The 13197-nt window shown below is 57.2% G+C and carries 12 protein-coding genes and 2 pseudogenes; 9 read left to right on the top strand and 5 right to left on the bottom strand.

Annotated elements, in window-relative coordinates; translation table 11 throughout:
* Positions 1 to 547: 547 nt before the first annotated feature.
* The gene (locus ASD36_RS17985; protein ID WP_060511592.1) at positions 548 to 1459 is read right to left on the bottom strand and encodes a LysR family transcriptional regulator; all 912 of its coding nucleotides are present in this window, start codon (positions 1457 to 1459) and stop codon (positions 548 to 550) included.
* Positions 1460 to 1555: 96 nt separating this feature from the next.
* Here ASD36_RS17985 and ASD36_RS17980 point away from each other — a divergent pair, with 96 nt between their 5' ends.
* The 3 genes from ASD36_RS17980 to ASD36_RS17970 all read left to right on the top strand — a co-directional run bounded on the left by ASD36_RS17980 (position 1556) and on the right by ASD36_RS17970 (position 3723).
* Positions 1556 to 1885, top strand: a complete 330-nt coding sequence (locus ASD36_RS17980) for a nuclear transport factor 2 family protein (protein WP_060511590.1) — start codon at positions 1556 to 1558, stop codon at positions 1883 to 1885.
* The gene (locus ASD36_RS17975; RefSeq protein ID WP_060511589.1) at positions 1882 to 2670 is read left to right on the top strand and encodes an SDR family oxidoreductase; all 789 of its coding nucleotides are present in this window, start codon (positions 1882 to 1884) and stop codon (positions 2668 to 2670) included. Before ASD36_RS17980 ends, ASD36_RS17975 begins: the two co-directional genes overlap by 4 nt.
* An 81-nt stretch (positions 2671 to 2751) precedes the next feature.
* Positions 2752 to 3723 (top strand): zinc-binding dehydrogenase, encoded by a 972-nt coding sequence (locus ASD36_RS17970; RefSeq protein WP_060511587.1) that lies wholly within the window; start codon positions 2752 to 2754, stop codon positions 3721 to 3723.
* A 50-nt stretch (positions 3724 to 3773) separates the two neighbouring features.
* Here the strand turns inward: ASD36_RS17970 and ASD36_RS17965 are convergent, their stop codons facing one another.
* Entirely contained in the window at positions 3774 to 4241 is a 468-nt protein-coding gene (locus ASD36_RS17965; protein ID WP_060511584.1) for a MarR family transcriptional regulator, read from the bottom strand.
* Between the two features lie 144 nt (positions 4242 to 4385).
* Here ASD36_RS17965 and ASD36_RS17960 point away from each other — a divergent pair, with 144 nt between their 5' ends.
* On the top strand, positions 4386 to 5177 hold the full coding sequence (locus ASD36_RS17960; protein WP_060511582.1) for an alpha/beta hydrolase: 792 nt from the start codon (positions 4386 to 4388) through the stop codon (positions 5175 to 5177).
* 193 nt (positions 5178 to 5370) lie between these two features.
* Positions 5371 to 7002 carry a GMC family oxidoreductase N-terminal domain-containing protein gene (locus ASD36_RS17955; protein WP_060511580.1) on the top strand — a complete coding sequence of 544 codons (1632 nt, stop codon included), beginning with the start codon at positions 5371 to 5373 and terminating at the stop codon, positions 7000 to 7002.
* A gap of 156 nt (positions 7003 to 7158) precedes the next feature.
* Here ASD36_RS17955 and ASD36_RS17950 read toward each other — a convergent pair.
* Positions 7159 to 9510, bottom strand: a pseudogene (locus ASD36_RS17950) (hypothetical protein).
* A gap of 245 nt (positions 9511 to 9755) precedes the next feature.
* Here ASD36_RS17950 and ASD36_RS17945 point away from each other — a divergent pair.
* Complete coding sequence (locus tag ASD36_RS17945; protein WP_060511578.1) at positions 9756 to 10937, top strand: Fic family protein; 1182 nt, start codon at positions 9756 to 9758, stop codon at positions 10935 to 10937.
* Positions 10938 to 10990: 53 nt separating this feature from the next.
* Here ASD36_RS17945 and ASD36_RS17940 read toward each other — a convergent pair whose 3' ends face one another.
* Both ASD36_RS17940 and ASD36_RS17935 read right to left on the bottom strand, forming a co-directional pair.
* Complete coding sequence (locus ASD36_RS17940; RefSeq protein ID WP_060511576.1) at positions 10991 to 11422, bottom strand: type II toxin-antitoxin system VapC family toxin; 432 nt, start codon at positions 11420 to 11422, stop codon at positions 10991 to 10993.
* On the bottom strand, positions 11422 to 11721 hold the full coding sequence (locus ASD36_RS17935) for a hypothetical protein (protein WP_060511627.1): 300 nt from the start codon (positions 11719 to 11721) through the stop codon (positions 11422 to 11424). Before ASD36_RS17935 ends, ASD36_RS17940 begins: the two co-directional genes overlap by 1 nt.
* A 231-nt stretch (positions 11722 to 11952) precedes the next feature.
* Here ASD36_RS17935 and vapB point away from each other — a divergent pair, with 231 nt between their 5' ends.
* From vapB to ASD36_RS30255, 3 genes and pseudogenes are all read left to right on the top strand, one after another.
* Entirely contained in the window at positions 11953 to 12183 is a 231-nt protein-coding gene (vapB, locus tag ASD36_RS17930; protein ID WP_060511574.1) for a type II toxin-antitoxin system VapB family antitoxin, read from the top strand.
* On the top strand, positions 12183 to 12584 hold the full coding sequence (vapC, locus tag ASD36_RS17925) for a tRNA(fMet)-specific endonuclease VapC (protein ID WP_060511572.1): 402 nt from the start codon (positions 12183 to 12185) through the stop codon (positions 12582 to 12584). The genes vapB and vapC overlap by 1 nt, the downstream gene beginning before the upstream one ends.
* Positions 12585 to 12943: 359 nt before the next feature.
* Positions 12944 to 13093, top strand: a pseudogene (locus tag ASD36_RS30255) (aldehyde dehydrogenase family protein); the annotation flags it as partial.
* Between the last annotated feature and the right edge of the window lie 104 nt (positions 13094 to 13197).

The following is a 13197-nucleotide window of genomic DNA, read 5'->3' as shown; positions in this document are numbered from 1 at the left end:
ATCGTATGGGTGACGGCATTGCGGTGTAGGGGAAGAGCACGACAACGAACCGGTCGTCAGTTCGACAACTGGTCTGCCAAGCCCCGGCGATGATCAACTGTGATGGGCCGATGGCCCAGCTGGAGCGCCCCATCCGCGAACCACCATGTTTCGGTCAGCTCTCCGCCGTTCTCTGGCCGGGATCGCGCGTATATACCGATAGGCTCTCCATGATCCACCACATCGTCGATAATTGATGCTGGTCGCAGAAGGCGTCGGCACGTGGCTTGCAGGACATCTAAGGCAGAGTAGGCGATGGCGAAGTAATACAGGCCGATCATACCTTCCTCTCGCGACGGGGTCACAGGTTCAAATTGGTTCAAGGCGAAGACGCAGCAAGGCATTTTGGTCGCATGCCGCCCAGCAGCAATGACAGCATTGCGCTTCCAACGTAGCAGTTTGGACATCATCCTTGTCTGTATTTGGAGCGTCGTTTCGCCAATCGCCGCGTCGTCCAAATGGCTGGTGAAGGACCTGCGGTGCACTTTGCGGACGCGCACCATCGTGCTTAGGGCTGTGCGAGCCGTCCGGCCGCGTAGTCGCGCGCGAGCGCAATAAAGGCCTGGAATGCGGCGGAAGAATTGCGCCGATTGGAGTAATAAAGGCACAGCGGCACGAGCGGCGGGGTCCAGTCTTCGAGAATGCGCACGAGCCGTCCTGCTGCGATGTCTTCGCGGACATCGGTTTCCATGAAATAGCCGATCCCCACGCCGTTCGTCACCGCAATCCGCGCCAGGGATGCTTCGTCAAGAGTGATCGGGCCCTCGACATCGAGCTGCAATTCTTCGCCGCCCTTCTCGAACCGCCATCGGAACAATGCGCCATTGGGAAGTCGCCCGCGAACGCAAGGGTAAGAGAGCAGATCCTGCGGCACTTCGGGGATAGCCCTGTTTTCGAAAAAGGCGGGAGATGCGGCAACCGCCATGCGCCGCATCTTACCCAGCGGTATGGCGATCGCGTCGCTGGGCACCAGATCCGCGCTGCGCACGCCCAGATCGAAGCCTGCCGCCACGACGTCGACAAGTCGCCCCTCGGTGACGATGTCGATATGAACCTGCGGATAGAGCTTAAGATAGCTCAGGACCAGCGGCGCCATGATCTCACGCGCGGCCGTCGCGAAGGCATTGATGCGCAAGACGCCGGACGGCGTCTCCTGTTGGGAGCGCGCCGTATTCATCGCTTTCTGGATGCCCTCGAGTGCTGGTTTGATCTGTGCGACGAAGATACGCCCAGCATAGGTGAGCGAGACGCTGCGCGTGGTGCGATTGAATAAACGAACGTCAAGCTCACGCTCAAGCTTGCCCACCGCGTTGCTGATGGCCGTGGTCGACATGCCGAGATCGAGCGCGGCCGCTCGAAACGAGCCGCACCGAACGATCGCGAGAACCGCTTCAAGTTCGATTAGCGAATGCCGAGTCATTGTCCTGATTTTCGCAACACGTCACGCCGATTTATCTTGCTTATCAGGAGAAAAGTCCATTGCTAACTTAGCTTCATCACTATCGAGGAGATGAACATGACAATGAACCTGCCCAAACCAATCGCCGACTATGTCGAGGCAAACGCCCGTCTCGATATCGACGGCATGATGAAGCCCTTCCTCGATGACGCCGTCTTCATCGACAACGGCAAGCGTTACGAGGGACTGGCTGAGATCCGCAAGCTACTCAAGGACGAAGCGATCGCGGTGAAGGCGATCTTCACGCCGGACACTGTTCGGGAAGAAGACGGCGATGTCGTGCTCGAAGGTCCCGCTCATGGTGACTTCCCGGGCAGCCCGATCCGCTTCACCTATCGCTTCACGCTGGCGAACGACGCCATCAAGGTTCTGGAGACCACGGTATGAGCATCCAGGCAGATTCCAAAGAGTTCGCTGGCAAGCGCGTGCTCGTCAGCGGTGGCACCAAGGGGCTGGGCCGCGCCACGGTCGAGCGCTTTCTCGCTGGTGGTGCTCGTGTTATGACGACCGCCCGCACGATCAAGGATCCTATCGAGGGCGTCGAATATGTCCAGGCAGACCTGACTACCGCGGCAGGCAGCGAAGCAGTAACTGAGGCGGCGCAGGAGCGGCTAGGCGGCATCGACATCCTTGCCCACGTTATCGGTGGCTCGGCTTCGCCGGCGGGTGGCTTCGCCGCGCTGACGGACGACCACTGGCTCGCCGAACTGAACCTTAACCTGCTGGCGACCGTCCGGCTCGATCGCCTGTTGATCCCGCAGATGCTTGAGCGGGGCAAGGGCACTGTGGTGCACATCACCTCAATTCAGTCCGTCCTGCCGCTGCCCGAATCCACGACAGGATATGCCGCCGCGAAGGCTGCGCTGAGAACCTACAGCAAGTCACTCTCGAAAGAGCTCGGTCCCAAGGGCGTGCGGGTCAACTCCGTCTCGCCCGGCTGGATCATGACCGATGCTACTGGAGACTTTCTCGAAATGCTTCGGACTGCCAGTGGCGGCACGATCGAGGACGCGCGGCAGTCCGTGCTCGATGCCTTGGGCGGGATCTCGATCGGGCGCGGAGCCGAGCCAGAAGAGGTGGCCGACCTTATCGCCTACCTCGCCTCCGACCGTGCTGCTGCCATCCACGGCGCCGAGTTCGTGATCGATGGCGGGACCATCCGCACGGTTTGAGGGTGTCGGTATGCGGCCGATGGCAATCGATCGATGCCACCGCGCAGCACCAAACTTTCATTACGGTTTGAAAGGAACACCATGTTCGCCGTCTATGCAAAAGAAGCGAATCTCGACGACCCTCTTGCCTCTGTTGTCGTCGGCGAACGCCCTGATCCGATCGTGAAAGAGGGCTGGGTGCGAGTGAAAGTGACACATGCCAGCCTAAACCGGCACGACATCTTCACCCTTCGCGGGATGACTTCCCAAGAGGAGCCGATCCCGTTCCCGATGATCTTGGGCAATGATGCCGCAGGATTGCTCGACGACGGGACGTCCGTCGTGCTATACCCCGTGATGGGGAGAGATAGCTGGAAGGGGGACGAGACGATTGACCCTCACTGGCACGTTCTCTGCGAGCTTGTGCCCGGGACAATGGCTGACTATGTCGCGGTTCCGAAGCGCAACGCGGTGCCTATTCCTGAAGGTCTGTCCCCGCTCAATGCATCACTGCTCGGCACTGCCTGGCTCACGGCCTATCGCTCTCTCTTCACCAAATCACGGCTGATCCCCGGCCAGACCCTTCTCGTGCAGGGGGCTTCGGGTGGTATGTCGACGGCCCTCATCCAGATGGGTCGGGCTGCTGGCTTCGAAGTGTGGGTCACGACTCGCAATGATGAAGGGGCAGCGATCGCCGAGCGTCTTGGTGCCAACCGGATATTCCGACATGGCGACGTCCTTCCTCGCCGCGTTGACGCGGTCGTTGACAATATCGGAGCTGCGACATGGGCGGATAGCCTGAAAGCTGTGAAGCGGGGCGGCGTCTTGCTGATCAACGGCATCACGACTGGCCACACCGCCGAGACCGATCTGCTGCGCATCTTCGTCGAACAGATCGACATCCGAGGAACCATTATGGGCACACTCGAGGAAATGAAGGCCATGATGCAGTTCGTCATCCGGAACAACATCACGCCCGAAGTCGGAGCGGTGGTGCCAATGACTGAAGCGCGCGAGGCCATCCGCGACATGATCGAAGGGCGCACCCGGGGCAAGACCGTCTTCACCTGGTGATCGCGCAGGGTGACATCCGCTTCGCCGAGCTGAACCTTCTGGCCACTTGCTCAGGCCGGCGCGTCCCATCCGCCGATCTGGGAATAGATCGCGTTGCGGAGATGACGCACGTCCCGGTTCAGCGCCGCCAGTTCCTGTGGTGTTTGCGTGGAGGTCTTGAGAAGCGTGTCGCTGAGGCAGCCGGCCTTGTGCTGCAGGGCACGGCCCTCGTCGGTCAAAGCGACCAGGACCTGCCGCTCGTTGTCGAGGTTTCGAGTTCTGTGCAGTAGCCCCGATGCCTCAAGGCGCTTCAAAAGCGGGGTCAGCGTACTGGATTCCAAGGCAAGTGCGTTGGCAATGGAGCCTACCGTTTGTCCATCCTCGCTCCAAAGCACGTTGAGGACGAGATACTGAGGGTAAGTCAGACCGAGTTCGTCGAGGAGCGGTTTATAGGCGCGTTGAATGGCAATGCCGGCGGTGTAAATCGCGTAGCAGAGCTGGTCTTTGAGCCGCGGAGGATCGTTGTGGCGTTTGGTCATTCTGAACTCCTGTGTAGCTCCATATATCCCGTGTTACAGCGGAAACCAATATCGCGATAAGAATTATCTTGACGCCATTATCGAAGTCTGACAATTTATAGATATCGCGATAACAGATATCGCTATAACAACAAGGAGAAAGCCATGACCAGCAAGGCAACGACCACCATAGCCGCAATCGCAGCTGCCGCTGCATTCTCCACCGCCACGGCGGCAAATGCCGCTGACACGATCCCCGTCAATCAGTCCGTCAAAAATGTCGTGCTTGTTCACGGCGCATTTGCGGACGGCTCCGGGTGGAGGGGCGTCTACGACAATCTCACCAAGCGTGGTTATCGCGTCACCATTGTGCAGAACCCACTGACCTCTCTTGCAGATGACGTTGCCGCCACCAAACGGGCGCTGGAGCGTCAGGATGGTCCGGCCATCCTCGTTGGACATTCCTGGGGCGGCACGGTCATTACGGAAGCAGGCATAGATCCGAAGGTTGCTGGCCTCGTTTATGTTTCTGCGCTTTCGCCAGACGCTGGCGAGACGACGGCTCAGCAGTACGAAGGGTTCGCGCCCGCGTCGGAGTTCGTCATCGAGACCACCAAGGATGGTTTTGGATATGTCAGCCCGGCAAAATTCAAGGCCGGTTTCGCGCATGACGTCAGCGATGTCGAGGCTACGTTTATGAGCGCTTCGCAGGTGCCAATCAACATGGCCTCTTTCGCCACGAAGCTCGAAAACGCCGCCTGGCGCACCAAGCCGAGTTGGGCCGTCATCGCCACCGAAGACAAGGCATTCGATCAGGCGATGCTGATCCACATGGCGGACCGCATCAAGGCGAGGATCACCAAGGTATCGGCAAGCCACGCGCTGTTCATGACGCAGCCGACTGTGGTCGCCGACACAATCGATCAGGCCGCCAAGGCCGTCTCGACCAAGCAGTAGTGGCGGAGCCAGCGATGTCATTGGGGCGACAAACTGCCCCGATGACGCTGCCACCTCCATCGCATTGATCGGCGTAGAGCCAAGGCAAACAAATTTGCCGGTCTGTCGCCCAGCAAAATCCGGCGCCGCTTTTGGTTCGAGATCCTGCAGCGCTCCCTCAATTTTCTTCAAATCAATTCACGGAGGTAACCACGTGAAGCTGAATACTCATGAACATAATGCGCCGAACGCATCATCAATCCCGCTACGCGAAGTCGGTGACGTTTTCGACTTCATCGTTTGCGGCGCTGGCTCCAGCGGCTCCGTTGTCGCGGCGCGACTGGCTGAGGATGGCAACGCCAGCGTTCTGCTACTCGAAGCTGGCGGAGACGATGCCGCCGAAACCGTCTCCAATCCCGCAATGTGGCCACTCAATCTTGGCACCAGCCGCGACTGGGGCTTTGTCGGTCAACCGGCGCCTGGTCTCAACGGTCGACGCCTTCCCCTCAGCATGGGCAAGGGGCTTGGCGGAGGATCAAGCATCAATGTACTGGTATGGGCCAGAGGACATAAGGGTGACTGGGATCACTTCGCCGCTGAAGCCGGTGACGACGCTTGGGGCTATGAATCTATCCTTGGTTACTATCGTCGGATTGAAAATTGGCAGGGAACACCTGACCCGATACGCCGAGGAGTGGGAGGACCGGCCTATGTCGCGCAACCGGATGCGCCGCAGCCGATCGCAGAGGCTATGTTGCAGGCTGCTTCGACAATTGGCATTCCCGTCTACGACACACCGAACGGAGAGATGATGGAGGGCTCCGGTGGTGCATCGATTGCCGAACTGCGCATCCGGGACGGAAAGCGTGAATCCGTGTTCGGATCCTATGTGCGTCCGCTAATGCTGCAGCCCAATTTGACGGTCATGACCGACGCGCTGGTCTCACGCCTCATATTCGATGGCAAGCGGGTGACGGGGGTAGAGGTCGTTGTCGATGGCCAGACACGTCGGTTTACGGCGCGGTGCGAGACGGTATTGTCGCTTGGCGCGATCAATACCCCGAAGGTGCTGATGCAATCAGGCATAGGTCCCGAAGATGAGTTACGGGCGCACGGCATTCCGGTGGTTCAGCATCTACCTGGCGTCGGTCGCAATCACCAGGATCACCTCGCCTTCGGTTGCACATGGGCATATCGAGACCCGCAGGCCGTCGGTGGTACTGGCTGCGAAGCGAAACTCTACTGGAAAAGCAACTCACAGCTTGCCCACCCAGACATTCTTCAGTGCCAATTGGAGTTTGCCGTCCCTTCGCCGGCAGAGACGGGTCTTGAGACGCCCGAACACGGTTGGACGATGTTCAATGGTCTCGCCCAGCCAAAAAGCCGCGGCCGGCTGAGGCTCTCCGGAGCGAACGTGAACGATACCATGCTGATCGAACCGAACTCTCTCAGTGAGCCGGAAGATTTGGCTGCCGCCTTGGTCGCCGTCGAATTATGCCGCGAGCTTGGCAACAGCGATTCCTTCTCTTCCCTGGTAACCGGTGAAACAGCTCCGGGTGCGCGCGACAGGTCAGGAATGGCCGACTTTATCCGGCGGTCTGCAGTCACTTATTGGCATCAAACCAGCACAGCCAAGATGGGACGCGACAGCATGTCGGTGGTTGACGGTGAGCTCAAAGTGTATGGGATCGAACGGCTCCGCATCGCGGACTCCTCAGTCATGCCGCGGATCACCACCGGCAACACGATGGCGCCATGCGTTGTCATTGGTGAGAGAGCGGCCGATCTGGTGAGGGCAAGTCATGGCCTGGTGCCGACGGCCGAACGCGTTGCCTCTGACAGCTAAAGTCGATCGAAACGTGCGAGCATGGCGCCACTCGCTTAGGGTCATGCTCGCTGCGATCGGCGGGTCAATGGTTCTGATCCCATCAAGGCGGAGACGAGGACGCTCGGCTCAGATGCAACATGTTCTGAGTATCCGAGCCGAGCATCTCATTCGACCTTACGCAGCTTCCCAAACCTGATTGAGGATCTTTGCGGCCAGTGCAGCCTTGTCTTGCGGAAGAAAGCGACCGTAGTGCTGCCGAACGACATCGGGTGTATCCTGGATTGCGTAGCTCGCCTGCTCGTAGGATCCGGTCTGCTTCAGAATATGCGTCGCGAGAATGTCCCGCAGGTTATGGGGTCCATGCGGCAACAAGCCTTTGATGGCACCTCGTCCGGTGTAAGGGTTAAAAATTCCATAGCGTTGGATGACGGTTCTCCAAGCTTCGTAGAACGTGGTCGAGTTGTAAGCCGCGTCTATGCTGGTGGTCTTCACCGTTTTGACGAACAGGGTTCTGGGGTCTTTGGCGCCGCCAAGCAGGACACCACGATGACGGTCGATATAGGCATCGAGATATTCATAGAGGTCGAGCAGGTCCGGCAGGATCAGCCGAAACGGTTTCTGTCCAAAGAAGGATGAACCGGAGTTTTTGAATGCTACCGCCGGGATAAGGACCTCCCACCCATGGTCGCGATCGCTCCAGCGCAGCTCACCGCATTTCAAATCCTCCAGCCGGCGTTCTGACGTCGGATAGTGTCCGCGGGGGCAGACACGTAGTTGGCGAAGGTTCTTTTGTCTGAGCCCAAGGTGCAGGCCCAGCCGAAGCAATAGGAACGACCTAACGGCTTCCGCGGCCGGTCGTGGATATCTGTTCTCATCCGGCATACGTCTCACGATCTCGTCCGTGATCTTGCGATATTCCGCCAGAGGGCTGTCTGCTTCAAGTACACACATGATCGGTTCAAATGGATCGCGATGCACTCGCATCACTCGTTGAATCTCCTTAGAACGGTTAGCGGCATGTCGGTGAAAAGCATCACAGGCACCATGCCAATCGCGGGCCGCTAAGTCGATTTCTTCCTGTTCGACCAAACCCGCGATGGGCCTGACATTCCGAAGCAGCTCCGGATGCTGTCGGATCCAACCAACGTCCGCACGAGATAGGGCTTGGGCGACCATCAGCATGTCTTCTTCCCACTTGGTGTAGAAGCCACGTCGCTGTTCCCGCCACTGCAGATACCAGTCCCAAACACCGGGGAAGACGAGAAGGCCGAAGCTTAACTGGCTGACTGGCACACCAAAACCTTTCACAACACCGTTTGGCGAGGCAGCAAGCGCACCAAACATCAAGCCGAGGTGCTCAATCTTTTGGGAGGCCGCTTCTTCACCCCAGACGCCGTTCCGTTGGAAACCAATCGCCGTCAGCGTCGAAGTCTTGAAGCGGATGAGATCAGCCATTTCCATGGCAAGTCTCGGCGGTGCGTCGATAACGCCGGAGAGCAGATCAGGATCATCAAGTTCTGCGGCAACGTTCTGATTGGCGCCGGCCGCCGAGGCCAACGATCGAGAGGAAAGAAAGCTGCTGCCATAGGTGACGCCGGGAAAGCGGATGGCATATCGCTGCTTGACGGCCGCCGCCTGATAGCGGCTCTATTCCGTAGAGCCTGAAATGATCACCCGGCGCACCCAATCGAGGATCTCCTCGCGCTTGGCAAAGGGCAGGCTATTGAAGTCCTCGGGCAGGTGCACTGAAATCCGTCGACGCTCAGCTGGGCTGATATCACCGAGATTGTGACCATACAGCGAGCGCGCCTGATGCGGCAGTTTCTCTTTGAAATATCCTTCTGAAAGTCGATAGCGTCGCTCGATGCGGCGGAGGATACTGAAACTGGCAACAGAGCGGGGTACGCGCTCTCCCTGGATCCAAGATAGCAGAGTCTTGTTGTCGAAGGTCTCATTTAGATGAACAACGGCGCGGTAAAGTTGCCAATAGGTGTCGCCGAACCGACGCATATGATAGATCAGTGCATCCTGAAAGCTCGCCGGATCCTCTGTCGCCTGGAATAGTGGTTCCGGGAAAGGGCTGATCGGTTTTGGAGCCGGCCCACGTGGCGCAGATGCAGACGAGGCAAAGGTGCCGTCTGCCGTCGCACGTTGAGGCTTTTTGGTTGAGGTGACGGAGGTTGCCTTTCTGGCTGGCGCCATTTTTTCCGGGCGAGCCGTTGGCTTCGGTGGCCGTTGTTCTTCGACTGCTGGTGCTCCGTCGAGCCATCGGATGATCGCTTCCAATCCCGGCCGGAGCCGCTTTTTCAGTTCCACCGTCAGCTCAGCTTCGATATCACAGCCTATCGCTGTCCAATCGAGTTGGCCGCTCCCGAGCGGAGGCGAGTTCCTATAGATGATTAAGCTGATCAGGAAGGGCCGGATGTTCTCCAGCACCCGCTTGGATGTGATCGGCGCGATACGCAGATCGCAGAATTGGGATATTTTTCGCTGAAAATGACGTGATGAAAGTTCGTGTTTGGGCATACTCATTCCGTTTCTCTCGGCACCAGTGCCGTGGGCGAGCGGGAATATGAGGCGACCTTTAACAAAGGATGTATCGGGCGTGTGACTCTAATGGCGCCCGTTCATCGTATTAGGGGTCGTTGTCGCTTAGATCAAAGCTCGAGAGTTCAACGTCGGCGCGTTAATTAAGCGCGCTTATCTAAGTCTGTCGATTAATTAAATGAAAGGCGTCTTGCTTAAATAACGGGCGCGGCTGATATTTGGTTATGTCTGATTCCCAATCCAAAAACCGCCTGGGTCGTTTCGTCGAGACGGTCGCCGCCAATGAAACAGTGCGGGCGTTCGTGCCGCCGCCATTGCCACCCGAGCCGACGATCGATGTGCTTTCATTGCTAGAACGTCTCAGCTTGGCTGAGCGCGCGCTAGGACGCCTGGATGGTATCACAATGCTGCTGCCGAGACAGGAGCTTTTTCTTTACATGTATGTGAGAAAGGAAGCCGTTCTCTCCTCGCAGATCGAAGGCACGCAGTCCACGCTTTCTGATCTCTTGCGGTTTGAGACCGAAGCTCAAGTCGGGCAGCCGGTTGATGATATCCGTGAAGTATCCAACTATGTTGACGCCATGATGTATGGTTTGGAGCGGCTTGAAACGCTGCCCATGTCGTTGCGTCTGATCCGTGAGATGCACGCCAGGCTCTTACACAGTGGGCGGGGAGGCACCAAGGATCCTGGAGAGTTCCGCCGCTCGCAAAACTGGATTGGTGGCACGCGCCCCGGTAACGCACTCTTTGTACCGCCACCCGTCACTGAAATGGCTGGTTGCCTGGACGCATTCGAGCGCTTCATGCATGACGACCAATCTCGGCTCCCGGCGCTGATCAAAGCTGGCCTGCTGCATGTGCAGTTTGAAACGATCCATCCGTTTCTCGATGGCAACGGCCGTATTGGTCGCCTGCTTGTAACCCTGTACCTTTGTGTGAACGGGGTTTTGCGGAAGCCGCTTCTCTATCTCAGCCTCTACTTAAAGTCCCATCGGAGAGAATATTATCGGTTATTGCAAGAGGTCCGTGAGCATGGAAACTGGGAAGCTTGGCTCGACTTTTTCCTGACCGGCGTTGCCGACACTGCCAATCAAGCGTTTGAGGCTGCGACCCAGATCGTCGATCTTTTCAAGGAAGATCGGGAGCGGATCACGGTGGAGAGTGATAGAGCAGGGTCGGCCCTTCGTATTCACGAGCTTTTTCAGCAGAATCCTTTTCACACAGCGAACCAGATTGTTCAGATAACAGGTCTGTCCGCACCAACCGTCAACGCCGCACTCGCCGATCTGGAGCGATTGGGCATTGTTGATGAGGTGACCGGCCGCAAGCGTGGCCGCGTGTTCAGCTATCCACGATACCTTGCAATTCTAAGCGAAGGCACGGATCCTTTGCCTCTCAGTTCATGAGAAATAGATGGGCCAAAGGTTCGATTTTCATCAAGGCCTTAAGTAGTGCTGCTTCAGCCCGGGCCAATGCGAAGGGGATTGATCATTTCGACGCCGTAAAAGTCCTTCTCATTGTCGGTTACGACAACACACCCGTTTGCCTGGGCGGTGGCCGCTATGATCATATCGAGGCCGCTGCGCGGGCGTCCGGTTGCTTTTCCCTCTGCCATCAATTGGCCCCATATGAGTGCCGCCGTTTCATCAAAGGGTAAGACACGATTAGCAAAGAGATGCTGTGGCCCATCTTCACCGACAAACCAGCTCTCAAGAGAAGTTCGCCTCTTGCCAGCGGGTTTCTCCAAGATCCCCTTTTGGATCTCAGCCACCGTGAGGGAAGCAATAAAAAGATCCTCATCAGTCTGATCAGCCATCCATGTCATCAGCGCGGCCGATGGCTCTGGCTTGGTTGCGTTGCTCAGGATGTTTGTATCAAGAAGGTAGCGCATTAAAGCTCGATTTCACGACCTTCTTCGCGGTGACGCGGGAATTCGATGTCAGCACCCACAAGTGGTGATCGGCGAAGCGCTGCGAGAATTCCGCCCTTTTTGGGTGGTTCACCATTGATCGTATCACTCATTGCCGTGCGTAATCTGGCTGACTCAGGGCTATTTTCCGCCAAGCGGCGTGCTACCAGCCTGATAAGCTCACGATCGGAATCGCGCCCCAGTACCTCGAAACGGGCGAGCCCACGGTCACTCAATCTGGCTCTGTAGTTTTGAATTGCGCGGGTCTGGGAGCTAGACATTTTGCCCTCCTTGCTATTCCCGGTAATATAGCCGGAAATATTCTGTCTTTCAAGGGTGGCCCCTCGTTCTGTGAGTTGCGGCCCAGATGCCCTGGCTGACGGTTCGATACCGTTCAAGGCGAAGGCACTGATCGAGAATTCGCGGCGCCGCCAAATGTATATCCCGTTGACATATCCCAGGCGGGGCTTATGTATATCATACAGTCGGTGATGCAATCCGGAGGGACGTAGGTGGAGCAGGGTGCAGTATTCCAGAGCAATCGAAGCCAAGCTATCCGTCTTCCAAAGGCAGTCGCTTTGCCTGACGATGTAAAGCGCGTCGATATAGTAGCCGTCGGACGCACCCGCATTATCGCACCTGCTGGCGAGGTCTGGGACAGCTGGTTTGAAGGAGCGGCGGCCACATCCGACTTCATGAGTGAGCGTGATCAGGCCACCTCCCAGGAGCGCGAGGCATTTTAATGCTGAAGTACATGCTAGACACCAACATTTGCATGTTCACAATCAAATATCGACCACAGCAGGTGCGCGTGGCGTTCAATCGTTTCTATGATCAATTGTGCATCAGCTCGGTTAGTTTGATGGAACTGATTTACGGAGCGGAAAAGTCAGGCAGCCCTGAAAAGAACCTTTCCGTAGTGGAGGGCTTCGCAGCGCGTCTTGAAGTGTTATCGTACGATGAACCGGCTGCAATCCATACGGGTCAACTACGAGCCGAACTGGCGCGCAGTGGAACTCCAATCGGTCCATATGATCAACTGATTGCGGGACACGCTCGCTCGCGGGGGTTGATTGTGGTTACTAATAATCACAGGGAATTTGTTCGCGTTCCCGGATTACGGGTGGAAGACTGGACGAGCTAGTCTCAAGCGCTTCACGATAGCCATCGATAGCCCCGGATAACGTCCCTCTGTCGGCATCTACTGCCGGGTCGCAGGTTATGCAATTTCAATAGATCAGTTGTCTGATGCGCACATAAAGTGTCTACTGATTTAATATTACTAAAGCAGGGTGTGGTTTTCCTGATTCAGATACCCAAAACGTCTGTTTGTGATTCCATTTGCCAATGGAAGGAGGACGACCATGGGCAAGCCGCATCCGATCGAATTGCGTGCGCGTGGTGTTGCGTTTGTTGAGGAAGGTAATAGTCACCGGGAAGCCGCCCGGCATTTTCGAGTTTCGCCGCGATTTGTGAACAACATGGTGATCTTGAAGCGCGCATCCGGCGCGCTGCTCCTGGGCGATGGTCGATATTCTTCATCGCGCCGGCCTGCCGAAGGGCGTGCTCAACCTTGTGATGGGCAAGGGTTCTGTCGTGGGTCAGGCGATGCTCGACAGCCCGGATCTGGCGGGCATCACCTTTACCGTAAGCATTGCGAACACCCCACGTTTTAACGGGATTTGAGTTCGCGCATAATTCTTATCTTTCGAGATTTGAAGGAGGGAATTATGGATCTGGTGCCAATCGAGGGCGAT

Source organism: Rhizobium sp. Root1334, from assembly GCF_001426665.1.
Classification (GTDB): Bacteria; Pseudomonadota; Alphaproteobacteria; order Rhizobiales; family Rhizobiaceae; genus Pararhizobium.
Note: the sequence above shows the minus strand (reverse complement) of the source record. Positions and strands in the feature narration are given on the sequence as shown.

Bases quoted from the DNA above. Each gene is read 5' to 3' on its own strand.
- ASD36_RS17935 (WP_060511627.1), bottom strand. From the start codon at position 11,721: ATGTCTAGCTCCCAGACCCGCGCAATTCAAAACTACAGAGCCAGATTG.
- ASD36_RS17940 (WP_060511576.1), bottom strand. From the start codon at position 11,422: ATGCGCTACCTTCTTGATACAAACATCCTGAGCAACGCAACCAAGCCA.
- ASD36_RS17965 (WP_060511584.1), bottom strand. From the start codon at position 4,241: ATGACCAAACGCCACAACGATCCTCCGCGGCTCAAAGACCAGCTCTGC.
- ASD36_RS17975 (WP_060511589.1), top strand. From the start codon at position 1,882: ATGAGCATCCAGGCAGATTCCAAAGAGTTCGCTGGCAAGCGCGTGCTC.
- ASD36_RS17970 (WP_060511587.1), top strand. From the start codon at position 2,752: ATGTTCGCCGTCTATGCAAAAGAAGCGAATCTCGACGACCCTCTTGCC.
- ASD36_RS17945 (WP_060511578.1), top strand. From the start codon at position 9,756: ATGTCTGATTCCCAATCCAAAAACCGCCTGGGTCGTTTCGTCGAGACG.
- ASD36_RS17985 (WP_060511592.1), bottom strand. From the start codon at position 1,459: ATGACTCGGCATTCGCTAATCGAACTTGAAGCGGTTCTCGCGATCGTT.
- ASD36_RS17980 (WP_060511590.1), top strand. From the start codon at position 1,556: ATGACAATGAACCTGCCCAAACCAATCGCCGACTATGTCGAGGCAAAC.
- vapC (WP_060511572.1), top strand. From the start codon at position 12,183: ATGCTGAAGTACATGCTAGACACCAACATTTGCATGTTCACAATCAAA.
- ASD36_RS17960 (WP_060511582.1), top strand. From the start codon at position 4,386: ATGACCAGCAAGGCAACGACCACCATAGCCGCAATCGCAGCTGCCGCT.